This window comes from Klebsiella sp. P1954 (genome assembly GCF_018199955.1).
In the GTDB taxonomy this organism is placed as follows: domain Bacteria; phylum Pseudomonadota; class Gammaproteobacteria; order Enterobacterales; family Enterobacteriaceae; genus Klebsiella; species Klebsiella pneumoniae.
On the sequence record NZ_CP073373.1, the window covers coordinates 2,886,844 to 2,912,031 of the forward strand.

Here is a 25,188-nt window from a genome sequence, read left to right on the forward strand (position 1 = left end):
ACGGCGCATTATTCGCGTTTTTAGTCTGCAATACGTTGACTCTTCTCGCGTTACTGAAGAATGGCGTCGCGCCCCTGGCGGATATCGCGCGGCGACCAGTCGAACTCCCGGCGAAAAAGCGTCGAAAAGTGGTTACTGTCGCCGAAGCCGCAGCGATAAGCGATATCAGTCACGCTTTCATCGCTGTGGCGCAGCAGGTGGCGGGCTTTCATCAGGCGCACCCGATTAAGATAGCGCTGTGGCGTCAGACCGGTCTGCTGCTTCAGCTGGCGGTGCAGCGTACGCAGCGACAGCGAAAACTGCGCCGCCACCTCCTCCCAGCAGATCTCCTGCGCAAAATGGTCTTCAAGCCAGGCCAACAGCTGATTCAGCCGCGCATCGTTGTTGGTGGCCTCTTCCGCAAGGCTGCTTTTACGTAACAGCACCAGCAGCTGCATAAACAGGATCTCACGGCTGGCGACGGCATGAGTATCCGTATCGCTCCCCACGGCCTCGATCTGCGCCACGATATGCCGCACCTGTTGCAGGACGGTTTGATTCACCCGCCAGTGCGAGGGGTAGTTTCCTTCCTGTTCCTGGGGCAGTAGTTGACTGACCCCGGCGAGAAAGCGAAACGCATCCGGCGCGCGATAGAGCACATTGGTCAGACACAGATTATCCGTGTGCTCGTAAAGATGGCGGTCGTGATCGCGGATAAAACAGACCGAACCGCCGCCAATGGTGTAGGGCTGGCCATTGAAGACGTGAATACCCGATCCCTGCTCCACGATAACTATTTCATGGAAATCATGGTGATGTTCCGGAAAGGCCGACTGAGGGAGGCGGGGTTCAATAGCCACCGTCGAGATCCCGGCCTTAAAGAAATCCGTACTGTGCAATATGGTCATGATGCCACCCTCGTAATGAGAAAAATTATCAGTCACCGGCTGATAGTAATGAAGGGTTGGCTATCCGGCCTTCAATTTTTGACCGCGAAATTCGTAAATCCTGCCGCTTTTTCAAGAATCAGCCGGAAAGATGCGGAACTGCGGAGGCCATCACATCCCCCTCGCCATCCCCTAAAACCGCAAACTGTGATGTCCCTCACGGTCACCTTTGCTTTCTTGCCAGCGGCCAGTTTTGGCTGTCCGTAGCGAGAAGGTGTCAGTAAACGGCCTTTTTTAGACTGCGGACAATGATTTTAAGAAGGATCGTTTCATGAGTATTCGTCATTGTGTCGCTGTCGATTTAGGCGCCTCCAGCGGGCGGGTGATGCTCGCCAGCTATCAGCCCGGGCCGCGCGCCCTGACGCTGCGCGAAATTCATCGCTTCACCAATAGTCTGCAGAAAGTAGACGGCTTCGACTGCTGGGATGTAGATAGCCTGGAAGGCGAGATCCGCTGCGGGCTGGAGAAAGTGTGTGAGCAGGGCATTCTGATAGACAGTATCGGCATCGATACCTGGGGGGTAGATTATGTCCTGCTGGATAAGCAGGGCCAGCGCGTCGGGCTGCCGATTTCCTATCGTGACGACCGCACCCAGGGCCTGCTGCGTCACGCTGAAGCGCAGCTGGGCCGGGCGGAAATCTATCGCCGCAGCGGCATTCAGTTTTTGCCGTTTAACACGCTTTATCAGCTGCGCGCTCTGGTGGAGCAGCAGCCGGAGCTGGTCAGTCAGGCTGCCCATGCCCTGCTGATCCCCGACTATTTCAGCTTCCGCCTGACCGGCAATCTGAACTGGGAATATACCAACGCCACCACCACCCAGCTGGTCAATATTAACAGCGATAGCTGGGATGAGACGCTGCTGAACTGGACCGGCGCGCCGTTGGCGTGGTTCGGAAAGCCGACCCACCCCGGCAATGTGATAGGCCACTGGATCTGCCCGCAGGGTAACCGAATTCCGGTAGTCGCTGTCGCCAGCCACGACACCGCCAGCGCGGTGATCGCCTCCCCGCTGGCCGACCGCCATGCCGCCTATCTCTCCTCCGGCACCTGGTCGCTGATGGGGTTTGAAAGCCTGACGCCGTACACCTGCGACGCGGCGCTGCAGGCCAATATCACCAACGAAGGCGGAGCCGAAGGCCGCTATCGGGTGCTGAAAAATATCATGGGCCTGTGGCTGCTGCAGCGGGTGCTAAAAGAGCAAAACGTCGGCGACCTGCAGGGGCTGATCGCCCGCACCGCCGCGCTACCGGCGTGCCGCTTCATAATTGACTGCAACGATGACCGCTTTATCAACCCGGCCAGTATGAGCGCCGAGATCCAGGCCGCCTGTCGCGACGCCGGGCAGCCGGTTCCTGAAAGCGATGCCGAACTGGCGCGCTGCATTTTCGACAGCCTGGCGCTGCTCTACGCCCGGGTGCTTAACGAGCTGGCGGCGCTGCGCGGCCACCCCTTCAGCCAGCTGCATATCGTCGGCGGCGGCTGTCAGAACACGCTGCTCAACCAGCTGTGCGCTGACGCCTGCGGGATCGCCGTCGTGGCCGGCCCGATAGAGGCCTCCACCCTCGGCAATATCGGCATCCAGTTAATGACCCTCGACGAGCTGGCCAATGTCGATGAGTTTCGTCAGGTAGTGCGCGGCAACGCGGCGCTCACCACTTTTACCCCCAATCCTGATAGTGAAATTGCCCGTTTCGTGGCGCAGTTTCAGCCACAACAGACCAAGGAGCTTTGCGCATGACCACTCAACTTGAACAAGCCTGGGAAATTGCTAAGCAGCGCTACGCCGCCGTCGGCGTGGATGTCGAGGAGGCCCTGCGCCAGCTGGACCGTCTGCCCGTCTCCATGCACTGCTGGCAGGGTGACGACGTCGCCGGTTTCGAAAACCCGGCGGGAAGCCTGACCGGCGGCATCCAGGCGACCGGCAACTACCCGGGCAAAGCGCGCAATGCAGAAGAACTCCGCGCTGACCTTGAGCAGGCGCTGAGCCTGATCCCGGGGCCAAAGCGTCTCAATCTGCACGCTATTTACCTGGAATCCGACGCGCCGGTAGCGCGCAATGAGATTAAGCCGGAGCACTTTAAAAACTGGGTTACGTGGGCGAAAGCCAACAAACTGGGGCTGGATTTCAACCCCTCCTGCTTCTCGCATCCGCTGAGCGCCGACGGCTTTACCCTGTCGCACGCCAACGATGAGATCCGCCAGTTCTGGATCGGCCACTGCAAAGCCAGCCGCCGCGTATCCGCTTATTTTGGCGAACAGCTGGGCACGCCGTCGGTGATGAATATCTGGGTGCCGGACGGCATGAAGGATATAACCGTTGACCGCTTCGCCCCGCGCCAGCGGCTGCTGAACGCCCTGGATGAGGTGATCAGCGAGAAGCTCGACCCGGCGCACCATATCGACGCCGTGGAGAGCAAGCTGTTCGGCATCGGCGCCGAAAGCTACACCGTCGGCTCCAACGAGTTCTATATGGGTTACGCCACCAGCCGTCAGACGGCGCTGTGCCTCGATGCCGGCCACTTCCATCCGACGGAAGTGATCTCCGACAAGATCTCCGCCGCCATGCTCTACATCCCGCGCCTGCTGCTGCACGTCAGCCGTCCGGTGCGCTGGGACAGCGACCACGTGGTGCTGCTGGATGATGAAACCCAGGCCATCGCCAGCGAAATCATTCGCCATAACCTGTTTGACCGCGTGCACATCGGCCTCGACTTCTTCGATGCCTCCATCAACCGCATCGCGGCCTGGGTGATTGGCACCCGCAATATGAAAAAAGCGCTGCTGCGCGCCCTGCTGGAACCGACCGCCCAGCTGCGCCAGCTGGAGAACGACGGCGATTACACCGCCCGCCTGGCGCTGCTCGAAGAGCAAAAATCGCTGCCGTGGCAGGCCATCTGGGAGATGTACTGTCAGCGTCACGACACGCCGGCGGGCAGCCAGTGGCTGGACAGCGTACGGGCTTATGAGAATGCGGTTCTGAGCCAGCGCGGGTAATGCACGAGCTTCCCCGGGTCGCGGCTGACGCCTTACCCGGGCTACGAACCGGTAGCCCGGATAAGCCGTTTACGGCGCAATCCGGGGGCACGCACATATTTAGGGTGAGGGGGTCAACCCCGCACCGAATCAACAGGAAAGACAAGACTATGCAGACCATTATCGACGCCTGGTTCGTCCAGGGCATGATCAAAGCCACCTCCGACGCCTGGCTGAAAGGCTGGGACGAACGCAACGGCGGCAACCTGACGCTGCGTCTGGATGAAGCGGATATCGAACCTTACGCGGCGGATTTCCACGCCAAACCGCGCTATATCGCCCTCAGCCAGCCGATGCCAACCCTGGCCAACCAGCCGTTTATCGTCACCGGCTCCGGCAAATTCTTCCGTAACGTCCAGCTCGACCCGGCCGCTAACCTCGGCGTGGTGAAGGTCGACAGCGACGGCGCGGGATACCATATCCTGTGGGGCCTGACGGAGGATGCCGTCCCGACCTCCGAGCTGCCGGCACACTTCCTGTCGCACAGCGAGCGCATCAAACTGACCGGCGGCAAAGACCGGGTGATCATGCACTGCCATGCCACCAACCTGATCGCCCTGACCTATGTTCTGGAGAACCACAGCGATCTTTTCACCCGTAAGCTGTGGGAAGGTAGCACCGAATGTCTGGTGGTCTTCCCGGATGGCGTCGGCATTCTACCGTGGATGGTGCCGGGCACCGATGAAATCGGCCAGGCGACCGCCGAAACCATGCAAAAACACTCGCTGGTGCTGTGGCCGTTCCACGGCGTCTTCGGCAGCGGCCCCACGCTGGATGAGACCTTCGGCCTGATCGATACCGCCGAGAAGTCCGCCGAAGTGCTGGTGAAAGTCTTGTCGATGGGCGGGATGAAGCAGACCATCACCCGCGACGAGCTTATCGCCCTTGGCAAACGCTTCAACGTGCAGCCGCTGCAGTCCGCTTTAGATCTTTATCCATAACAACATCGCGCCCCGCTCACCGAGACGGGGCGAAATATCACCTGCAAACCCTACAAAACTAACTCATGTGGAGTAAAAGCAATGAAAACAAAGACAAGCTTGATCCTCACCGTTGCCGCCCTGGCGTTGTCCGGTTCCGCCTTAGCCGAAGTTAAAATCGCCCTTGTGGCGAAATCGCTGGGAAATGGCTTCTTCGAAGCCGCCAACGTTGGCGCCCAACAGGCAGCCAAGGAGTTAGGTGATGTCAAAGTGATCTACACCGGCCCGACCACTACCACCGCCGAGGCGCAGATCGACGTGCTGAACGGGTTGATCGCCCAGGGGGTGGATGCGATCGCCATTTCCGCCAACGATCCGGACGCGGTGGTGCCGGTGCTGAAAAAAGCGATGCAGCGCGGCATCAAGGTGGTCTCATGGGACTCCGGCGTGGCGCCGGCAGGCCGTCAGATCCATCTTAACCCCTCAAATAACGCCTTAATTGGCGAAACCAACGTCAAGCTTGCCGCCGATGCGCTGCAGGCGCTGAACGTTGAGAAAGGCGAGGTGGCCGTGTTAAGCGCCACCCCAACCTCCACGAACCAGAACATCTGGATTGAGGAGATGAAAAAGGTGCTACCGCAGTATCCGTCGGTGCAGCTGGTCACCGTCGCCTACGGTGACGATCTGTCGGATAAAAGCTACCGCGAAGCGGTGGGTCTGCTGAAATCATATCCGGACCTGAAAGTCATTGTCTCGCCGTCGTCGGTGGGGATTGTTGCCGCCGCGCAGGCGGTGAAGGACCAGGGCAAAATCGGCAAAGTGTATGTCACCGGGCTGGGGCTGCCGTCGGAAATGGCCGGCGCGATCAAGTCCGGCGCCAGCAAAAGCTTCGCCATCTGGAACCCGATTGACCTGGGCTACGCCGCCACCTATCTGGCCGACGATTTAGTCAAAGGCACGGCGACCAAAACCGAAGCCAGTATGGGCAAGCTGGGCAAAGTGAAGCTGGACGCCGAGGGGAATGGCGCGATGGCCAAGCCGTTTGTCTACGATGCGAGCAACATCGATAAGTTCTCGAAAATTTTCTAATCCTTGTTCCCTCACCCCGGCCCTCTCCCGGAGGGAGAGGGGGAACGGCTGGCCCTCTGCGCGATGCGGCCAGCGGACGCCGGACCGTTCCCTCGCCCCTGTGGGGGAGGGTTAGGGTGAGGGGTGATTTTTGTGGAGAACTATCATGTCAGCATCAACGCCACTGCTGTCGCTGAAGGGGATCACCAAAATTTTTCCCGGTGTGCGCGCCCTTGAGAACGTGCAGCTTGATCTCTGGCCCGGCAAAGTGACCGCCTTAATCGGCGAAAACGGCGCGGGGAAATCCACGCTGGTCAAAGTGATGACCGGTATTTATCAGCCCGAAGAGGGCGAGATCCTCTATAAAGCGATCCCCATTCATCTGCCAACGCCGGAGTCGGCGCATAAGGTAGGGATCACCGCCATTCACCAGGAAACCGTGCTGTTTGACGAACTCTCGGTCAGCGAAAACATTTTCGTCGGCCAGTATCTGTATAAGGGACTGCTGAAAACGCTCGACTGGCCGGCGATGCACCGCAGAGCCAACGAGATCCTCACCCGGCTGGAAGTCCAGATCGACCCGCGAGCCACGCTGAAAACCCTCAGCATCGCCCAGCGTCACATGGTGGCGATTGCCCGGGCGCTGGCTTTCGACGCCCAGGTGGTGATCCTCGATGAGCCGACCGCCGCGCTTTCCCAGCATGAAATCCTCGAGTTTTATCACATCGTTGAGCGTCTGAAGCAGGACGGCAAAGCGATCCTGTTTATCTCGCATAAGTTCGATGAAATCTTCGAGCTGGCCGATTATTACACCATCCTGCGCGATGGGGTGTACGTCAGCTCCGGGGCGATAAGCGACATCACCGAAGAGCGGATGGTGTCGATGATGGTGGGCCGGGCGATCAGCCAAACCTACCCGAAAGTCGACTGCACGCCCGGAGAAACGGTGCTGGAGGTGACCGATCTCTGTCATCCTACCGAGTTTGCCCATATCAGCTTCCGCCTGCGCAAGGGAGAAATTCTCGGCTTTTACGGCCTGGTGGGCGCCGGACGCACCGAGCTGATGCAGGCGCTCTCCGGTGTCTCGCGCCCCTCCTCCGGCGAGATCCGCCTGAACGGCAGAACCATGCGCTTTCACCAGCCCGCCGACGCCATCCGCGCGGGCATCGTCTGCGTGCCGGAAGAGCGGCAGAAACAGGGAGCGATCATCGCCCTGCCTATCGCCCAGAACATCAGTTTACCGCAGCTCAGCAAGCTCAACCCTAACGGCGTCCTGAACGACGCCCGGGAATGGCGGCTGGCCGACGAGTACGCCTCGCGCCTGCAGGTAAAAGCCTTCAGCTGGCGGCAGCCGGTGGAGACCCTCTCCGGCGGCAACCAGCAGAAAGTGGTGATTGGCAAATGGCTGGCGACCCAGCCCGAGGTGATCATTCTCGATGAGCCGACCAAAGGCATCGATATCGGCTCAAAGGCCGCCGTGCATCAGTTTATGTCCGAGCTGGTCAGCCAGGGGCTGGCGGTGATTATGGTGTCGTCAGAGCTGCCGGAAGTGATGGGCATGGCCGACCGGATTATCGTAATGCACGAAGGGCTGATGGTCGCCGAGTACCGGGCAGGGGAAGCGACGGCGGAAACCATCGTTAGCGCCGCCAGCGGCATCGGCCAGGAGGCGGCATGATGGGACACGCATGGCTGAAACATCGCGAAGCGCTGCTGGCGGTGGTCATTATTTTGATGATCGGCGCCATCGGCAGCCGGGCGCCGTCGTTCGTTTCACCGGGCAATCTGGTGGAGATGTTTAACGATACCGCCATCCTTATCATCCTCGCCCTCGGCCAGATGATGGTGTTGCTCACCAAAGGCATTGATCTGTCGATGGCCGCCAACCTGGCGCTGACCGGGATGATCGTCGCCCTGATTAACGCCCACTATCCGGGTATTCCGGTGGTAGCGCTGCTGGCGCTGGCGACTCTGCTGGGCCTGCTGATGGGAGTAATTAACGGCCTGCTGGTCTGGCGCCTCGGCATTCCCGCCATTGTGGTGACCCTGGGCACTATGAGCATTTATCGCGGCATTATCTTCCTGCTGACTGACGGCGGCTGGGTTAACTCACATCAGATGAGCGCTGATTTTCTCAGTCTGCCGCGCAGCCCCCTCCTGGGGCTGCCGCTACTGAGCTGGTGCGCCATCGCCGCGCTGCTGCTGGTGGGTTATTTCCTGCGCTACAGCCGCACCGGCCGGGCCTTATACACCGCGGGCGGCAACGCGACGGCGGCATACTACACCGGCATTAACGCCGGAAAAATGCAGTTCGTCAGCTTCTGTCTCTCCGGCGCGCTGGCCGGCTTCTGCGGCTATCTGTGGATCTCGCGCTTCGCCGTCGCCTATGTCGACGTCGCCAACGGTTTTGAACTCCAGGTGGTCGCCGCCTGCGTGATCGGCGGTATCAGCACCATGGGCGGAAGCGGACGGGTGCTGGGCTGCCTGTGCGGCGCGCTGTTCCTTGGGGTCATCAATAACGCCCTGCCGGTGATCGGCATCTCGCCCTTCTGGCAAATGGCGATTTCCGGGGCGGTGATCGTCATGGCGGTGCTGCTCAACGAGCGCGGCAATCGCGGTCACGGGCGGTTAATCCTGCGCAACGCGGCGTTAGCCCGACAGAAACAGGCGGTGAAATCATGAGCAAAATGATGGTATCTGAAGAGATGAAAAACGCCCCGGCCGCGCCGTCGCCGCTGCGCCGCCTGCTGTGCTGGGAAGGGTTTTTACTGGCGGTCACCCTGGCGGTATTTATCGGCAACGCCGTGGCTTCCCCGTACTTCCTCAATATCTGGAACCTGTCGGACGCCACCTTTACCTTTACCGAGAAGGCGATCGTCGTCCTGCCGATGGCGATGCTGATTATCGCCCGGGAAATCGATCTGTCGGTAGCCTCGACGATGGCTCTCAGCTCAACGGTGATGGGCTTCTGCGCGGCAGCGGGGATGGACACTCCGCTGCTGGTGGTCATCGGCCTGGGCGTAGGTCTGCTGTGCGGCCTGTGCAACGGCTTGCTGGTGACCCGCTTTAACCTGTCGTCCATTGTGATCACCATCGGCACCATGAGCCTGTATCGCGGCATCACCTATATCCTGCTGGGCGATCAGGCACTCAATCACTATCCGGAGAGCTTTGCCTGGTTCGGCCAGGGGTACGTGTGGGGGGCGCTCTCTTTTGAGTTTGCGCTATTTATCCTCCTCGCGGCCGCCTTCACCTTCCTGCTGCATAAAACCAACTTTGGTCGCCGGACCTACGCCATCGGCAATAACCCGACCGGCGCCTGGTTCTCCGGGATTAACGTTAAGCGTCATAACCTGGTGCTGTTCGCGCTGGTTGGGCTGATGGCCGGGCTGGCGGCGGTCCTGCTGACCTCACGGCTCGGCAGTACCCGCCCCACCCTGGCGATGGGCTGGGAGCTGGCGGTTGTCACCATGGCGGTGCTCGGCGGCGTCAATATTCTCGGCGGCTCCGGCAGCATGCCCGGGGTGATCATCGCCGCCTTTCTGATGGGGCTGGTGACCTTCGGCCTGAGCCTGCTGAACGTCCCCGGCATCGTGATGTCGGTGATTATCGGCGCCATGCTGATCGTGGTGATCTCCCTGCCGATTATTACCCGGCGGATGATGCAGCGAAGACGATGTTAATTTCCCCCTCACCCTGGCCCCCTCCCTGCGGGAGAGGGTCAGGGTAGGGGAAACGGATTTCCCAAAATCAACATTAAGGAGAATTATCATGAGTTTTATGTTGGCACTACCTAAAATCAGCCTCCACGGCGCAGGCGCGATCGGTGATATGGTCAAGCTGGTAGCGGGCAAACAGTGGGGCAAGGCGCTGATCGTCACCGACGGTCAGCTGGTGAAGCTGGGCCTGCTGGACAGCCTGTTCGCCGCGCTGGATGAACAGCAGATGGCTTATCAGCTATTTGACGAGGTATTCCCCAACCCCACCGAAGCGCTGGTGCAGCAAGGCTATGCGGCTTACCAGGCGGCCCGCTGCGATTACCTGATCGCCTTCGGCGGCGGTAGCCCGATTGATACCGCCAAAGCGATAAAAATCCTCACCGCCAACCCAGGCCCCTCCACCGCCTACTCCGGCGTCGGCAAAGTGAAAAACGCTGGCGTGCCGCTGGTGGCCATCAACACCACCGCCGGCACGGCGGCGGAGATGACCAGCAACGCGGTAATTATCGATAGCGAGCGGCAGGTGAAAGAGGTGATTATCGACCCGAACCTGATCCCGGATATCGCCGTCGACGACGCCAGCGTGATGCTCGACATTCCGCCAGCCGTTACCGCCGCCACCGGCATGGATGCCCTGACCCACGCCATCGAGGCCTTTGTCTCCGTTGGCGCCCATCCGCTGACCGACGCCAACGCCCTCGAGGCCATTCGTCTGATTAACCTGTGGCTGCCGAAAGCGGTAGACGATGGGCACGATCTGCAGGCCCGCGAGCAGATGGCCTTTGGCCAGTATCTGGCGGGCATGGCGTTCAACAGCGCCGGTCTCGGGCTGGTACATGCCCTGGCCCATCAGCCTGGCGCCACCCATAATCTGCCGCACGGGGTATGCAACGCCATCCTGCTGCCGATCATCGAAAACTTTAACCGCCCGAACGCGGTGGCGCGCTTTGCCCGCGTGGCGCAGGCGATGGGCGTCGATACTCGCGGCATGAGCGATGAAGCTGCCAGCATGGAGGCCATCAATGCCATCCGCACGCTGAGCAAACGCGTAGGGATCCCCCAGGGTTTTAGCCAGCTTGGCGTCAGCAAAGCCGATATCGAAGGCTGGCTGGATAAAGCGCTGGCCGACCCATGCGCGCCGTGTAACCCGCGCCCCGCCAGCCGCGATGAGGTTCGCGAGCTCTATCTGGAGGCCTTATGATCCGTAAAGCCTTCGTCATGCAGGTGAACCCCGACGCGCACGAGGAGTACCAGCGCCGCCATAACCCCATCTGGCCGGAGCTGGAAGCAGTGCTGAAAGCGCACGGCGCGCACCACTACGCCATTTATCTCGATAAAGAACGCCATCTCCTGTTCGCGACGGTGGAGATTGAATCGGAAGCCCGCTGGGAAGCGGTCGCCAGCACGGAAGTATGCCAGCGTTGGTGGAAATACATGCGCGAGGTGATGCCCAGCAACCCGGACAACAGCCCGCTGAGCGCGGAGCTCAAAGAAGTGTTTTATCTGGCGTAAAAATAACTGGCCTCCCTCCAGACGGGAGGCCGGTCGATTAAACGGTCATTGCATTATCGCGCAGCGGCTCGGTTTTCGTCTTACCCGCTAACGTAAACGCGGAGATTAAGGTGACGGTCAGGGCAATACCGCCGAGGATCATATAGGTATCCTGAAAGCCGATCCGATCGTACATATTGCCGGCGAAAGCGGAGAGGAAGATCGCCGCCACCTGCTTGGCGAACTGGAAGCCCACCAGATAAATGGTCGCCGACAGCCGGACGTCAAACACGCCGGTGATGTATTTAAAGGCGCCCACCAGCAGGAACGGCACCTCCAGCGCATGGAGCATTTTCAACGCTACGACTTCCGCGGCGGTGGTGGCGAAGGAAGAGCCAATCATTCTTGCCGCCATCACCATCCCGGCGATCAGCAGGGTATTCTTCGCTCCGATACGGTTAATAATCCACGGCGAGCTGAACATAATGATGGCGTTACATATTTCTCCCGCGGTGGTGGCGAAACCAAAGGCGCGGGTGCCCGCTTCCGGGGTCGCGAAGAACGATTTGAAGAAGGTGGCGAACTGCTGATCGAAAACGTCATACACGCAGGCCACGCCGATAACATACAGAATAAACATCCACATCTTACGCTGGCGGAACATGCGCACCGCCGTTTTTAAATCGATCGCCGGGCGATTGGCGCCGAGCGAGTCCATTACCTGCGCGGACTGACTGGCCTGCGGTTTGGCGATGGCCACCAGCACCACCAGCAGCAGCGCGGCGGCCGACCCCATCCAGAACACCCATTCGGGATTAATGCTGAACAGCATTCCGGCGGTAGTCGCGCACAGCGCCCATCCCAGGCAGCCAAAGGTGCGCGCCTTGCCGTATTCAAACCCGCTGTTGCGGCTTACCCGTTCGATATAGGCCTCCATCGCGCCGGCGCCTGCGGAGAATACAAAGCCGATATAGGCGCCGCCGCTCAGCGCTCCGAGCCAGATATTGGTTTTCAGCAGCGGAGCGAAAACATAAAGGAAGAAGGGAGCAATCAGCACCAGCAGAACGGTCACGATCCACATCAGGTGTTTTTTCAGCCCCAGCTTGTCAGAGATCACTCCGAGGATCGGCTGGAAACAGATGGCGAACAGCGACAGGCTGGAGAAAACGAGGCCGGTTTCGGTTTTATTCAGGCCGATGACGTCCGACAGCCAGATCGGCAGAAACGGAAAGCAGGTGGCCATGATGAAGAAGTAGAGAAAGAAGAACAGCCCGAAAATCCAGAAGTTGGGGTTGTTTTTGTGGGTACAGACGGTCGGGTTCATTATATTTTCCTCAAGAAGGGCCGCAGCGCGGCCCGATACCATCACACGCGTTGCAGACCAATCAGAATGGCGCTTTCCGGGTCGAGGATGGGCAGCGCCAGCCCCGCCTGCTGCAGCCACTCACCGCTCACCGTCTGCAGCGTCGTCATCCATGCCGGCAGCTTCCGCATGGTGTGGCCGCCCTCGCCGGTGATCTGAATGTTCGGATGATCGAGGAGCGTCACCTGATAGCGGGCGCTCGCCTCCAGGCCCGCCAGGCGCAGCGGCGCCATCAGGGTGTAGTCCGGCATCGCCAGCTGGCTAACGAGGAAAATCGCCTGCGCTTTATCCGGGCTGACGACGCCATGGGCAAGAGTGGTAGCATCCGGCATATCTATTCGCCACTGCACGCCGTGATGGATCACGTCGCGCCACTGTTTATGCAGGGCCGCATATTTTCGGTATCCGGCGCGCTCTTCTTCATCGGCGCTCACCGGATCCAGCTCAAGGCCCATATGACCGAACAGCGCCGTCAGGCCGCGGAAGGCGATACTATGCTGGCGGAAGGTGGCATGACAGTGGCGATTGCCAATATGCGCGCCCATTACCTCGGGTGGAAAGAAGTAGCTCATGCCGCGCTGGATGGTGTTGCGCTCAAGGGCGTCATTGTTGTCAGAAGCCCAGAAGCGATGGCTGCGTTTGAGGACTTCATAATCGATCCGTCCGCCGCCGGAGGAGCAGGATTCAAATTCAATGTGCGGGAAACGGGCCACCAGCGTATCCAGCAGGCGGTAAAACTGGCGCGTTTGCGCGTCCGCAGCGGCGCGTCCCTGATGCCCAGGCTGCACCAGCTCGCGGTTCATATCCCACTTCACGTAGTCCACCGCATGCTCGCCCAGCAGCCAGCTCATCCGCTCCAGCAGATAATCAAACGCTTCGGGAATGTTGAGGTTCAGGACAAACTGATGGCGGCCGGTCAGCGGGGTATAGCCCGGCAGCGCCAGCACCCAGTCCGGGTGCGCCCGGTACAGATCGGAATCCGGGTTAATCATTTCCGGCTCCACCCAGATACCGAATTCCATACCCAGAGACTTCACGTGATCGATAACCGGCGTCAGGCCGTAGGGGTATTTTTTCTCATCGAGATACCAGTCGCCAAGCGCCGCCCAGTCGTCGTTGCGCCCTTTAAACCAGCCGTCATCGATAATAAAGCGCTCGACGCCCAGGGCCGCCGCTTCGTCGGCCATACGCATGATGTAGTCCGGGTCGTGGTCGAAATAGATCCCCTCCCAGGTGTTGAGATGCACCGGGCGCGGTTTGTTGCCCGGGAAACGAATAATCCGTTCGCGCAGATAACGATGGAACTGCTGGCTCATGCCGTTCAGCCCATTCGCCGAGTAGCTGGCATACAGGTACGGCGTCCACAAGGTTTCCCCTTCCGCCAGCGCCATTTCGCCCGGCAGATAGAGCGCCTCGGCCTGCAGATAGCGACGGCCATCGGTTTTCACCTCCGCCCGCAGGCGATGGTTACCGCTCCAGGCCAGATGCACGCCCCAAACTTCACCCTGCATCTCGCTAAAGGCGCGGCTGCCGGTGATCAGGGCCGGGAAATGTTCGTGAGAGGTGCGCCCGCGGCGGTTCTCCAGCACAAAGCTGTCGTGCTCCAGCGTCAGGCGATGAGGCTGAAACTCGCGGATCCAGCGGCCATGGAAAGCCATCACCTCGCGAGCGCGTTCGGCGACCGGCAGCGTGACCGCCAGGCGATCCACCTGCCATGGGCTGGCGCGCAGATTGGTCACGCCATGGCGCACGCTCAGCACGCCGCTGGCATCCAACGCGATCTCGCTCTGCAGGCGCAGGCCGGCCTGCGGATCTTCGCTGACCAGGGTCAGCGTCTGGCCCTCGTGCCGCACTTCGCTGGTGGTGAACAGCGGAGAGGCATCCAGCCCCTGACGATGGCCTTCAATGCCCGGCGCGCCAAACAGACCATGGCCCAGCTCCGCCATTAAGGTCACTGGCGAATCGACATCCAGTCTGCCGTTGGCGACCGGGCGCGTCAGGCTGTCGGCATCCTGCGGCGAAAAGTGGCTTAAATGCGGTCCCCAGTAGACAATTTCGGCGAAAGGGCGGGTTTTAATCACAATATCGGCACCGGCACTTTGCAGGTGAATCAGCGAATCAGACATCAGACATCTCCATCACAAGGAATGTCTTACTGTTGATCCGAAACGTTTCGGATGCCAACCAAAACGTTTCGGATCCGTGATCGGCTTCAGAATTACGGGTTAAAAAGGGGTCAGATCAGGCGGTTTCACCCGGGAAAAATTCCGGCTGCCATAGCACCTGCAGCGTGGCGAGATCCTCCCCGGCGATTAAGCGACGCACCATATCGGCAATCTGCCGTCCCACGCCCTGGCGCGTGGACTGGATCACCGCGGCGACATCGGTCTCAATGATGCTGTCCTGCGGCAGCCCGTCGTACACCACCAGGGCGACGCGGTTGTCGCCGGTTAAACGCCCCAGGTGAGCGAGCGCCATCGCGGCGCCATCGCCATGGGTGTTGCAGTCGGTGATAATCGCGGTAGGCGGCTCAGGCAGACGCAGCAGCTCCAGCGTGGCCTGATAGCCGGCGCGGCGCGTCGCCGGCACGCTACGCAGCCATGCATCGGATAACCCCGCCTCGCGCAGGGCATCGAGGTAGCCGTTACGCCGTTGCAAAATAAACGCCTGATTGTTGTTCTCGCCCAGCAGAGCGATACGCTGGTGGCCCTGTTGAATCAGATGGCGGGTGGCGCGGCAGGTGCCGGCATAGTTATCGAAATCAAACCAGGCGTAGGGCTGCGCCAGGCGGCTACGGCCGAGCGCCAGAAACGGAAAGCCGGAGGCCTGCAGCTGCGCCAGCCGCGGATCGTCATCCAGAGTATGGGCCACGATTAATGCATCGACGCGACGGCCCTGCACCATGCGCATATAGCCATGTTTATCCGCCTGCTCATCATCGGCGATCAGCAACAAATCAATGTCATGGCGCGCCAGCTCATGGCTGATCTCCCCGACCATCTCGAGAAAAACGTTATTGTTGAGCGGCGCGGGGCGGACAGGGAAGACGAGACCAACGGCATCGATGGTGCCCATTTTCAGGCGGCGGGCGAAAGTGTTGGGGCGATAGCCCCGGCGCTGCGCTTCAGCCTCAACCCGGGCGCGGGTCTCCTGCGACACATCGTCGTAGCCGTTCAACGCCCGGCTGACGGTCGTGACGGAGATCCCAAGTTGTTTGGCAATGGCTTTCAGCGACATAAAAATCCCTGTTTTCGCATAGGAAAGCTAGTTTCCCGCAATATGGCTATGACGTCCAGCGAGCTCGCGTCCCCCGCCGACGCGATGTCAGTTTTGCTCAGCGATCAGCAGGGCCTGAGTATCCGGCTCCAGCGCCTGAAAAACATGCTCCTGATCCGCCGGGTAGCAGATATAGTCGCCCTCGCCGAGCTCTTCCGGCGCCGACGTCAGCCCTACTCGCGCCCGCCCCTGGGTGACGATAATATGTTCCACCGAGCCTGGCGGATGCGGATGCGAAATGCGGTCGGCGCCGGGCTGGGTGAGCAGCAAATAGATGTCCCGACGCGCGCCGGGCGGACAGGCGGCCAGCAAAATGGCCTGATAGTTCGCCTGCTCTGCCACCACTTTGGTCCCCTCGCCGCGGCGGATCACCTGCGTTTTGTTCACCTGCGGCTCAAGCAGCCTGGCAAATGGAATATCCAGCGCTACGCAGAGCGACCACAGCGTTTCCAGACTCGGGTTGCCGTTGCCGGACTCCAGTTGCGATAGCGTGGATTTTGCGATACCCGCCCGACGCGCGACTTCCGCCAGCGAAAGCCCGGTCCGCGCCCGCTCCCGCACCAGACTTTTGGCGATAACGCTGATTGGCTGTGTCATACACGCCCCTTGTTTTTTATATCGAACAATTCGTTCGCCTTGAAAAACGATCATTATATGTTCATTATAATGGAAATTCGTTCGATATGGCTAAGTGATATGAAACAAACTCTCTCCAGTCTCAGCGGAGACACGATAAAAGCGATTGTTTTGGTCTGCCTTGCCGTCGGGGTGGTGGGCATGTCCTATGGGTCGCTGGCGGTGGCTTACGGCTTCCCTTTATGGGTGCCGCTCTTGCTTTCGGTGTCCGTGCTGGCAGGCGCTTCTGAATTCATGTTTATCGGCATTGTCGCCAGCGGCGGTAGTCCGCTGGCCGCCGCCGCCGCCGGCCTGTTAGTCAATGCGCGTCATATCCCGTTCGGGGTGACCGTACGCGAACTGGTTGGTCGGCGCGCCTTAAGCTTTATCGGGTGCCACATTATGAACGACGAGAGCGTGGTCTTTGGCTTGTCGCAGCCCACCCCCGCGCAGCGCAAAGCGGCCTACTGGCTGTGCGGCGCTGGCGTCGCGCTGATCTGGCCCCTCGGTACGCTAACCGGCGCGGCCGTCGGCAAACTGCTGCCAGCGCCGGAAACCATCGGGCTTGATGCGGTCTTCCCGGCGATCCTGCTGGCGCTGGTGATCCCAGCCTTTAAAAACCGCACTACGCTGATCCGCGCCGCCAGCGGCGCCGCGCTGGCGCTTGCCGCCGTACCGTTTGTGCCCACCGGGCTGCCGGTGCTGCTTTCGCTGTTCGGTTTACTGTCGAGGAAAAAATAATGGGCAATATGACGCTGTTTATCGCCGGTATCGCCATCCTGTCGCTGGGAACCTATCTGATGCGCCTCGGCGGCGCGAAGCTCGGCAATCGGCTGGCATTTTCCGAGCGCTCGCAGGCGCTGCTTTCCGATGCGGCGACGGTGCTGCTTTTTTCCGTCGCCCTTGCCACCACTTTCTATGAGGGCGCACATTTCGCCGGTATGGCGCGCGTTCTGGGCGTTGCTTTCGCTGTGTTCCTCGCCTGGCGCAAGGTCCCGCTGATCGGCGTGATTATCGCCGCCGCCGTGGTGACCGCGCTGCTGCGCCTGGCGGGTATAAACTAAAAAAGCGCCCTGAGGCGCTCTTTCGACAGTTGCTATACGCTTATTTGTTCAGTTCGGCAGTCATATGCACGCGGTTGCCGGTAAACGCTTCGGTGATTTTGTAAGACGAAGCGCCGGCAGCCTGCGCCTGTGCGGCGATTTTCGCTTCCGCGCCGTCCATTGTGGAGGCGGTTGCGGTCACGGTTTCAGCAGCGAAGGAAGCGAAAGAGGCGGCCATAGCGATTACTGCGACAAAAGTTTTGATGCTTTTCATGATATAAACCCTTTCATTTAGTTGTTTAGATAAGGCGCTGTGCCTTGATGTGTTAAATAGTATCCCGCACATCGCTAAACAAAAAGCGGAAGGATTTGCTGTCATTGTTCAAATTTATTGACCAATATTTAACCCGCAATTAAACGCTGCGGATGGGTGTAAACTGTCGCCCTGCCCGGCTTGCAAAAGCCCACCAGCGTCAGATTGCAGCGCTCGGCAACTTCCACTGCTAAGGTGGTGGCCGCCGAGACCGCGAACAGGATCTCGACGCCGCACATCGCCGTCTTCTGCACCATTTCATAGCTGGCGCGGCTGGAGACCAGCGCGGCGCCATGCTGCCACCCCTCGCCGACTTCCGCCCGCCGGCCCAGCAATTTATCCAGGGCGACATGCCGGCCAACGTCTTCAAACCCCCCCGCCAGTTCGCCCGTCAACCGGACCCACGCGGCCGCGTGAGTACAGCCGGTGAGCCGGCCAACCGGTTGAAAGTCGTTAAGATGCGCCAGGGCCTGATCGAGATTGGCTAAATCGAACGACTGAGTGAACGGCAGCGGCTGGACCGGCTTACCAATATCATTGAGCTGCTCGACGCCGCATACGCCGCAGCCGGTGCGCCCGGCCAGCGCGCGACGCCGGGCTTTGAGGCCCATAAAACGCCGGCTGGAGAGCTCAATCTGCACCTCAAGGCCGTTGCACACCGCTACCACGTCCATGCCGAAAATCTCCCGCCGGTGCTCGATAATCCCTTCGGATAAGGAGAAGCCGACGGCGAATTGCTCGATATCTTTCGGGGAGGCCATCATCACCACGTGGGAGATACCGTTGTAGACCAGCGCGACGGGCACCTCTTCCGCTAACTCATCTGGCTGAGGGTGTTGCAGATCCTCGCGTTTCCAGAGGGAGACCTGGCGATATCCTGTGACATTCATCACATTTTTGATTTGTTCGAGAGGCTTCTTGTTCACTTTGCTTTAACCGTATTGGAACAGGCATACACACAATGTGGTATTCTGTTTTTATCCCTTCAGGAATGAGGGAAATTTGCCCTAATTCTGAACCTTTGCGGCCTTCACCGCAAAGCAAATAACTACATGTGACAATGTCGAAACAAGGAGCGAACCATGCAGGTCAGCAGAAGGCAGTTCTTTAAGATCTGCGCTGGCGGTATGGCGGGAACCACGGCAGCAGCGCTGGGCTTTGCCCCGGCAACTGCGCTCGCGGAGACACGGCAGTACAAATTGCTGCGCACGCGCGAAACCCGTAACACCTGCACATACTGTTCTGTCGGCTGTGGGCTGTTGATGTATAGCCTCGGCGACGGCGCGAAAAACGCCAAAGCATCCATTTTCCATATCGAAGGCGATCCGGATCATCCGGTCAACCGTGGTGCGCTCTGTCCGAAAGGGGCTGGTCTGGTGGACTTTATCCATTCTGAAAGCCGCCTGAAATTCCCGGAATATCGCGCGCCAGGCTCCGATAAATGGCAGCAAATCAGTTGGGACGAAGCGTTCGATCGCATCGCCAAGCTGATGAAAGAGGACCGCGACGCCAACTTTATCGCGCAAAACGACGCCGGCACCACCGTCAACCGCTGGTTGACTACCGGGATGCTGTGCGCCTCCGCCTCCAGTAACGAAACCGGCTATTTAACGCAAAAATTCACCCGCGCCCTCGGGATGCTGGCGGTGGATAACCAGGCGCGTGTCTGACACGGACCAACGGTAGCAAGTCTTGCTCCAACATTTGGTCGCGGTGCGATGACCAACCACTGGGTGGATATTAAAAACGCCAACCTGGTCGTAGTGATGGGCGGTAACGCCGCAGAAGCGCATCCGGTGGGGTTCCGCTGGGCGATGGAAGCCAAAATTCATAACGGCGCCAAGCTCATCGTTATCGATCCGCGCTTTACGCGTACGGCGTCGGTGGCTGATTTCTATACCCCGATTCGTTCCGGTACCGACATTACCTTCCTGTCGGGCGTGATCCTGTATCTGCTGAATAACGAAAAATTCAACCGCGAATACACCGAAGCCTACACCAACGCCAGCCTGATCGTGCGTGAGGACTATAGCTTCGACGACGGGCTGTTCAGCGGCTATAACGCAGAAAAACGTCAGTACGACAAAACCAGCTGGAACTATGAGCTGGACGAAAACGGCTTCGCCAAACGCGATACTACGCTGCAACATCCGCGCTGCGTCTGGAACCTGCTGAAGCAGCATGTTTCCCGTTATACCCCGGATGTGGTCGAAAACATCTGCGGTACGCCGAAGGCCGACTTCCTCAAAGTCTGTGAATACATTGCTGAAACCAGCGCGCCGGATAAGACCGCATCGTTCCTGTACGCTCTCGGCTGGACCCAGCACTCCATCGGTGCGCAGAATATCCGCACCATGGCGATGATCCAGCTGCTGCTCGGCAACATGGGGATGGCGGGCGGCGGCGTCAACGCCCTGCGCGGCCACTCCAATATCCAGGGTCTGACCGACCTCGGTCTGCTCTCCACCAGCCTGCCAGGCTACATGTCGCTGCCGAACGAAAAACAGGCCGACCTGCAGACCTACCTGACGGCTAACACGCCGAAGCCGCTGCTGAAAGACCAGGTCAACTACTGGGGCAACTATCCGAAGTTCTTCGTCTCCATGATGAAAGCCTTCTTCGGCGACAAAGCCACCGCGGAAAACAGCTGGGGCTATGACTGGCTGCCGAAGTGGGATAAGAGCTACGACGTTCTGCAGTACTTCGAGATGATGAATCAGGGCAAAGTGAATGGCTATATTTGCCAGGGCTTTAACCCGGTCGCCTCGTTCCCGAATAAAAACAAGGTCGTCGCTTCCCTGTCGAAGCTGAAGTTCCTCGTGACTATCGACCCGCTCAATACCGAAACGTCCACCTTCTGGCAAAACCATGGTGAGTCGAACGATGTCGATCCGGCGAAAATCCAGACCGAAGTGTTCCGTCTGCCCTCCACCTGCTTCGCCGAAGAGAATGGGTCTATCGTCAACTCCGGCCGCTGGCTGCAGTGGCACTGGAAAGGCGCGGACGCCCCGGGGATCGCCGTCACCGATGGTGAAATTCTCGCCGGTATCTTCACTCGCCTGCGTAAGATGTATGCCGAAGAGGGTGGCCCGGCGCCGGAGCCGGTGCTCAACATGACGTGGAACTACTCCACGCCACACGAGCCGGCATCGGAAGAAGTGGCGATGGAAAGCAACGGTAAAGCGCTGGCGGATATCACCGACCCGGCAACCGGCGCGGTGATCGTCAAGAAAGGCCAACAGCTGAGCTCCTTTGCGCAGCTGCGAGATGATGGCACCACCTCCAGCGGCTGCTGGATCTTCGCCGGGAGCTGGACGCCGGAAGGTAACCAGATGGCGCGCCGCGATAACGCCGATCCATCCGGTCTCGGCAATACCCTGGGCTGGGCCTGGGCCTGGCCGCTCAACCGCCGCATCCTGTATAACCGCGCCTCCGCGGACCCGCAGGGTAAACCGTGGGATCCGAAGCGTCAGTTGCTGAAATGGGACGGCGCCAAATGGGGCGGCGTGGATATTCCGGACTACAGCGCCGCAGCGCCTGGCAGCGACGTCGGTCCGTTTATCATGCAGCCGGAAGGGATGGGCCGTCTGTTCGCTATCGACAAGATGGCGGAAGGACCGTTCCCGGAACACTACGAGCCGTTTGAAACGCCGCTCGGAACCAACCCGCTGCACCCGAACGTGGTCTCTAACCCGGCCGCTCGCGTCTTCAAAAGCGATCTCGAGCAGATGGGTAAGGCCGAGAAGTTCCCGTACGTCGGCACCACTTACCGTCTAACCGAGCACTTCCACTACTGGACCAAGCATGCGCTACTTAACGCCATCGCCCAGCCGGAACAGTTCGTGGAGATCGGGGAAAAACTGGCGAATAAGCTCGGCATCGGCCACGGCGATACCGTGAAAGTTTCCTCCAACCGCGGCTATATCAAAGCCAAGGCGGTGGTGACCAAACGTATTCGCACGCTGAAAGTTGACGGTAAGGATATCGATACCATCGGCATTCCTATTCACTGGGGCTATGAGGGCGTGGCGAAAAAAGGCTTTATTGCCAATACCCTGACGCCGTTCGTCGGTGATGCGAATACGCAGACGCCGGAGTTCAAAGCTTTCCTTGTGAACGTGGAAAAGGTGTAACGGAGACGACTTATGGCTTACCAATCGCAAGATATTATTCGTCGTTCCGCGACTAACGGTTTCACCCCCGCGCCTCAGGCGCGGGACCACCAGCAGGAGGTGGCGAAGCTTATCGACGTCACCACCTGTATCGGCTGCAAAGCCTGTCAGGTGGCCTGCTCCGAATGGAACGATATTCGTGATGAAGTCGGTCACAATGTCGGGGTGTATGACAACCCGGCGGACCTGACCGCCAAGTCATGGACGGTCATGCGCTTCTCGGAGGTGGAACAAAACGACAAGCTGGAATGGCTCATCCGCAAGGATGGCTGCATGCACTGCGCGGACCCGGGCTGCCTGAAGGCCTGCCCGTCAGAAGGCGCGATCATTCAGTACGCCAACGGCATTGTCGACTTCCAGTCCGAGCAGTGCATCGGCTGCGGCTACTGTATCGCCGGCTGTCCGTTCGATGTACCGCGTCTGAACCCGGAAGACAACCGCGTCTACAAATGTACCCTGTGCGTAGACCGCGTGACCGTCGGCCAGGAACCAGCCTGTGTGAAAACCTGCCCGACCGGCGCAATCCACTTTGGCTCCAAAGAGGATATGAAAACGCTGGCCGGCGAACGCGTGGCTGAGCTGAAAACCCGCGGTTATGACAATGCGGGCCTGTACGATCCGGCCGGCGTCGGTGGCACCCACGTCATGTACGTGCTGCACCATGCCGACAAGCCGAATCTGTACCACGGCCTGCCGGAAAACCCGGAGATCAGCCAGACCGTCAAGTTCTGGAAAGGCATCTGGAAACCGCTGGCGGCCGTCGGCTTCGCCGCGACCTTCGCAGCCAGTATCTTCCACTACGTCGGCGTCGGTCCGAACCGCGCGGAAGAGGAAGAGGACAATCTGCATGAAGAGAAAGACGAGGTGCGCAAATGAAAAGACGTGACACCATCGTGCGCTACACGGCGCCGGAACGCATCAACCACTGGGTCACCGCCTTCTGCTTCGTCCTGGCGGCGGTGAGCGGGTTAGGCTTTTTCTTCCCGTCCTTTAACTGGCTGATGCATATCCTCGGCACGCCGCAGCTGGCGCGAATTCTCCACCCGTTCGTCGGGGTGGTGATGTTCGCGTCGTTTATCATCATGTTTTTCCGTTACTGGCATCACAACCTAATCAATCGGGATGATATCTTTTGGGCGAAGAATATTCGTAAGATCGTCGTCAACGAGGAGGTGGGCGATACCGGGCGCTATAACTTCGGCCAGAAATGCGTATTCTGGGCGGCGATTATCTTCCTGGTACTGCTGCTGGTGAGCGGTGTGATCATCTGGCGTCCGTATTTTGCGCCGGCTTTCTCAATCCCGGTGATCCGATTTGCGCTGATGCTGCATTCATTTGCCGCAGTGGCGTTAATTGTGGTTATCATGGTGCATATCTACGCCGCCCTCTGGGTGAAAGGCACCATTACCGCGATGGTGGAAGGCTGGGTTACCAAAACGTGGGCGAAGAAACATCACCCGCGCTGGTACCGAGAGGTCCGCCAGAAACAGGAAAAGTCATCTGAATGAGTATTCGCATAATCCCGCAAGACGAGCTGGGTTCGAGCGAGAAACGCACGGCGGAAGCAATTCCGCCGTTACTGTTCCCCAGGCTGAAAAATCTGTATAACCGCCGCGCTGAACGCTTGCGCGAGCTGGCCGCTAATAACCCGCTAGGCGATTACCTGCGCTTTGCCGCGCTGATTGCCCATGCCCAGGAAGTAGTGCTGTACGACCATCCGCTGCAGATGGATCTCACCGCCCGCATTAAAGCGGCCAGCGAACAGGGCAAGCCGCCGCTGGATATCCACGTCCTGCCGCGCGACAAGCACTGGCACAAGCTGTTGCACTCGCTGATTGCCGAGCTGAAGCCGGAGATGAGCGGCCCGGCGCTGGCGGTCATTGAGAATCTGGAAAAAGCCTCTGAGCAGGAGCTGGAGCAGATGGCCAGCGCGCTGTTTGTTTCCGATTTCGCCTCCGTCAGTAGCGACAAAGCGCCGTTTATCTGGGCTGCGCTGTCGCTCTACTGGGCGCAGATGGCCAGTCTGATCCCAGGAAAAGCGCGCGCCGAATACGGCGAACAGCGCCAGTTCTGCCCGGTGTGCGGCTCGATGCCGGTCTCCAGCATCGTGCAAATCGGCACCACTCAGGGGCTGCGCTATCTGCACTGCAACCTGTGCGAAACTGAGTGGCACGTAGTACGCGTCAAGTGCAGCAACTGCGAGCAGAGCCGCGACCTGCACTACTGGTCGCTGGACAACGAGCAGGCGGCGGTGAAAGCCGAAAGCTGCGGCGACTGCGGAACCTACCTGAAGATTATGTATCAGGAGAAGGATCCGAAAGTCGAAGCCGTCGCCGACGATTTGGCCTCCCTGGTGCTCGACGCCCGCATGGAACAGGAGGGCTTCGCCAGAAGCTCAATTAACCCGTTCATGTTCCCCGGCGAAGGGGAGTAAGTTCTGCAGTATGATTTCGGGCGGCTCTTGTCGCCCGTTTTCCTTCTTGTGACACGAACGTGCGCAGGGATTATTCACACGCGTCACTGACCGTTATCAGAGGCCAACCTTTGGCTGGAGATATTCGTTTCAGACGAGTTTATCGCTCACTTGCCGTCCTCCTGCCACTCGAATTATTCAGGGTGGATTTCGTACGGCGTGACTACGCCAGGAATACCGGCAAAATCCTTCGTATTCCGCGTAATTAGTTCCAGACGATGGAGTTGCGCCGTCGCCAGAATGATGGCATCCGGCAGCTTAAGCTTATACTCCTGCCGCAGCGCAACGCTTCGCTCTGCAATATCCTGTGAGATGTTAATGATATTAAAGGTGCTCAGCGCCATTCGCGTGCGCTGCTCCTGGTGATATTTTTTAGCGCCAACCATCACCTCCATCCAGGTAATCAGACTGATCGCATTCTGCGGTGGCCAGGCCTCCAGCGCCTGTTTGGCTTCGCGACGCCCGCTAAATAAATCAATAAGAATATTGGTATCAAAAAGCGCAGATCCGGAGGTCATTACCACTCCTTGCGTAGCTGACGTTGATATTCCATGCCGTCTTCTTCGCAGTCTTGCCACAGACCCAGCGCACTGGAGATGGTATCTTTAGCTCGATCTTGTTTCTCCAGATATTGTTCAACCGCTTCACGTAACAGTTCCGCTCGCGGAATGTTACGCTGCACTTTGAGGTCATCGAGACGTTGAATGACATCGTCTGATAAATCGAGAAGAATTCTGCCCATATCCCTTTCAGCCATCATGCTCATATATACCTCA

The 25,188-nt window shown here is 59.3% G+C and carries 24 protein-coding genes; 15 read left to right on the forward strand and 9 right to left on the reverse strand.

The genetic code is table 11. The annotated features are described in order from the left end of the window. Positions 1 to 50: 50 nt before the first annotated feature. Positions 51 to 887, reverse strand: coding sequence for an HTH-type transcriptional activator RhaS (rhaS, locus tag KB890_RS13820; RefSeq protein ID WP_002882888.1), 837 nt, complete (start codon positions 885 to 887; stop codon positions 51 to 53). Positions 888 to 1,197: 310 nt separating this feature from the next. Here rhaS (KB890_RS13820) and rhaB point away from each other — a divergent pair, with 310 nt between their 5' ends. From rhaB to rhaM, 9 genes are all read left to right on the forward strand, one after another. Then, a complete protein-coding gene (gene rhaB, locus KB890_RS13825) occupies positions 1,198 to 2,664 on the forward strand; it encodes a rhamnulokinase (protein ID WP_004181623.1) in 1,467 nt (488 codons plus the stop codon). Further along, on the forward strand, positions 2,661 to 3,920 hold the full coding sequence (gene rhaA, locus KB890_RS13830; RefSeq protein ID WP_004181622.1) for an L-rhamnose isomerase: 1,260 nt from the start codon (positions 2,661 to 2,663) through the stop codon (positions 3,918 to 3,920). Before rhaB ends, rhaA begins: the two co-directional genes overlap by 4 nt. A 149-nt stretch (positions 3,921 to 4,069) precedes the next feature. Beyond that, positions 4,070 to 4,900, forward strand: coding sequence for a rhamnulose-1-phosphate aldolase (gene rhaD / locus KB890_RS13835; RefSeq protein WP_002882882.1), 831 nt, complete (start codon positions 4,070 to 4,072; stop codon positions 4,898 to 4,900). A gap of 81 nt (positions 4,901 to 4,981) precedes the next feature. Further along, positions 4,982 to 5,968 carry a rhamnose ABC transporter substrate-binding protein gene (gene rhaS, locus KB890_RS13840; RefSeq protein WP_002882880.1) on the forward strand — a complete coding sequence of 329 codons (987 nt, stop codon included), beginning with the start codon at positions 4,982 to 4,984 and terminating at the stop codon, positions 5,966 to 5,968. Positions 5,969 to 6,113: 145 nt separating this feature from the next. Continuing rightward, positions 6,114 to 7,625: a sugar ABC transporter ATP-binding protein gene (locus KB890_RS13845; RefSeq protein WP_004150373.1), complete on the forward strand. Its 1,512-nt coding sequence runs from the start codon at positions 6,114 to 6,116 to the stop codon at positions 7,623 to 7,625. Then, on the forward strand, positions 7,622 to 8,629 hold the full coding sequence (locus tag KB890_RS13850) for an ABC transporter permease (protein ID WP_004181621.1): 1,008 nt from the start codon (positions 7,622 to 7,624) through the stop codon (positions 8,627 to 8,629). The genes KB890_RS13845 and KB890_RS13850 overlap by 4 nt, the downstream gene beginning before the upstream one ends. Continuing rightward, positions 8,626 to 9,630: an ABC transporter permease gene (locus tag KB890_RS13855; protein WP_004181620.1), complete on the forward strand. Its 1,005-nt coding sequence runs from the start codon at positions 8,626 to 8,628 to the stop codon at positions 9,628 to 9,630. The genes KB890_RS13850 and KB890_RS13855 overlap by 4 nt, the downstream gene beginning before the upstream one ends. Before the next feature lie 88 nt (positions 9,631 to 9,718). Continuing rightward, positions 9,719 to 10,867 carry a lactaldehyde reductase gene (gene fucO, locus KB890_RS13860; RefSeq protein ID WP_002882871.1) on the forward strand — a complete coding sequence of 383 codons (1,149 nt, stop codon included), beginning with the start codon at positions 9,719 to 9,721 and terminating at the stop codon, positions 10,865 to 10,867. Then, positions 10,864 to 11,178, forward strand: coding sequence for an L-rhamnose mutarotase (gene rhaM / locus KB890_RS13865; RefSeq protein WP_004181618.1), 315 nt, complete (start codon positions 10,864 to 10,866; stop codon positions 11,176 to 11,178). Before fucO ends, rhaM begins: the two co-directional genes overlap by 4 nt. A gap of 37 nt (positions 11,179 to 11,215) precedes the next feature. Here the strand turns inward: rhaM and KB890_RS13870 are convergent, their stop codons facing one another. From KB890_RS13870 to KB890_RS13885, 4 genes are all read right to left on the reverse strand, one after another. Next, positions 11,216 to 12,481 carry an MFS transporter gene (locus tag KB890_RS13870; protein ID WP_004181617.1) on the reverse strand — a complete coding sequence of 422 codons (1,266 nt, stop codon included), beginning with the start codon at positions 12,479 to 12,481 and terminating at the stop codon, positions 11,216 to 11,218. Between the two features lie 41 nt (positions 12,482 to 12,522). Next, positions 12,523 to 14,646, reverse strand: coding sequence for an alpha-galactosidase (locus KB890_RS13875; RefSeq protein ID WP_004181616.1), 2,124 nt, complete (start codon positions 14,644 to 14,646; stop codon positions 12,523 to 12,525). A 115-nt stretch (positions 14,647 to 14,761) separates the two neighbouring features. Next, entirely contained in the window at positions 14,762 to 15,757 is a 996-nt protein-coding gene (locus KB890_RS13880; protein WP_004181615.1) for a substrate-binding domain-containing protein, read from the reverse strand. An 87-nt stretch (positions 15,758 to 15,844) separates the two neighbouring features. Then, the gene (locus KB890_RS13885; RefSeq protein ID WP_002882865.1) at positions 15,845 to 16,393 is read right to left on the reverse strand and encodes a helix-turn-helix domain-containing protein; all 549 of its coding nucleotides are present in this window, start codon (positions 16,391 to 16,393) and stop codon (positions 15,845 to 15,847) included. A 99-nt stretch (positions 16,394 to 16,492) separates the two neighbouring features. On the opposite strand from KB890_RS13885, the gene KB890_RS13890 reads away from it, so the two are divergent. Together KB890_RS13890 and KB890_RS13895 are read left to right on the forward strand one after the other, a co-directional pair. Further along, complete coding sequence (locus tag KB890_RS13890) at positions 16,493 to 17,152, forward strand: AzlC family ABC transporter permease (RefSeq protein WP_004195589.1); 660 nt, start codon at positions 16,493 to 16,495, stop codon at positions 17,150 to 17,152. Then, complete coding sequence (locus tag KB890_RS13895; protein ID WP_004146241.1) at positions 17,152 to 17,475, forward strand: AzlD domain-containing protein; 324 nt, start codon at positions 17,152 to 17,154, stop codon at positions 17,473 to 17,475. Before KB890_RS13890 ends, KB890_RS13895 begins: the two co-directional genes overlap by 1 nt. A 40-nt stretch (positions 17,476 to 17,515) precedes the next feature. On the opposite strand, the gene KB890_RS13900 is transcribed toward KB890_RS13895, so the two are convergent. Further along, positions 17,516 to 17,728, reverse strand: a complete 213-nt coding sequence (locus KB890_RS13900; protein WP_002882830.1) for a YdgH/BhsA/McbA-like domain containing protein — start codon at positions 17,726 to 17,728, stop codon at positions 17,516 to 17,518. 128 nt (positions 17,729 to 17,856) lie between these two features. Next, positions 17,857 to 18,693: a formate dehydrogenase accessory sulfurtransferase FdhD gene (gene fdhD, locus KB890_RS13905; RefSeq protein ID WP_020324700.1), complete on the reverse strand. Its 837-nt coding sequence runs from the start codon at positions 18,691 to 18,693 to the stop codon at positions 17,857 to 17,859. A 156-nt stretch (positions 18,694 to 18,849) separates the two neighbouring features. On the opposite strand from fdhD, the gene fdnG reads away from it, so the two are divergent. The 4 genes from fdnG to fdhE are packed head-to-tail and all read left to right on the forward strand — an operon-like array spanning position 18,850 to position 24,373. Next, positions 18,850 to 21,900, forward strand: coding sequence for a formate dehydrogenase-N subunit alpha (fdnG, locus tag KB890_RS13910; RefSeq protein WP_020946914.1), 3,051 nt, complete (start codon positions 18,850 to 18,852; stop codon positions 21,898 to 21,900). Positions 21,901 to 21,912: 12 nt separating this feature from the next. Then, entirely contained in the window at positions 21,913 to 22,815 is a 903-nt protein-coding gene (gene fdxH, locus KB890_RS13915; protein ID WP_002882822.1) for a formate dehydrogenase subunit beta, read from the forward strand. After that, entirely contained in the window at positions 22,812 to 23,447 is a 636-nt protein-coding gene (gene fdoI, locus KB890_RS13920; protein WP_002882818.1) for a formate dehydrogenase cytochrome b556 subunit, read from the forward strand. Before fdxH ends, fdoI begins: the two co-directional genes overlap by 4 nt. Next, positions 23,444 to 24,373, forward strand: coding sequence for a formate dehydrogenase accessory protein FdhE (gene fdhE / locus KB890_RS13925; protein ID WP_004150358.1), 930 nt, complete (start codon positions 23,444 to 23,446; stop codon positions 24,371 to 24,373). The genes fdoI and fdhE overlap by 4 nt, the downstream gene beginning before the upstream one ends. 173 nt (positions 24,374 to 24,546) lie before the next feature. Here fdhE and KB890_RS13930 read toward each other — a convergent pair whose 3' ends face one another. Both KB890_RS13930 and KB890_RS13935 read right to left on the reverse strand, forming a co-directional pair. Beyond that, entirely contained in the window at positions 24,547 to 24,930 is a 384-nt protein-coding gene (locus tag KB890_RS13930) for a type II toxin-antitoxin system VapC family toxin (protein ID WP_002882817.1), read from the reverse strand. Beyond that, positions 24,930 to 25,172 (reverse strand): ribbon-helix-helix domain-containing protein, encoded by a 243-nt coding sequence (locus tag KB890_RS13935; RefSeq protein ID WP_004150355.1) that lies wholly within the window; start codon positions 25,170 to 25,172, stop codon positions 24,930 to 24,932. The genes KB890_RS13930 and KB890_RS13935 overlap by 1 nt, the downstream gene beginning before the upstream one ends. Positions 25,173 to 25,188 lie beyond the last annotated feature (16 nt).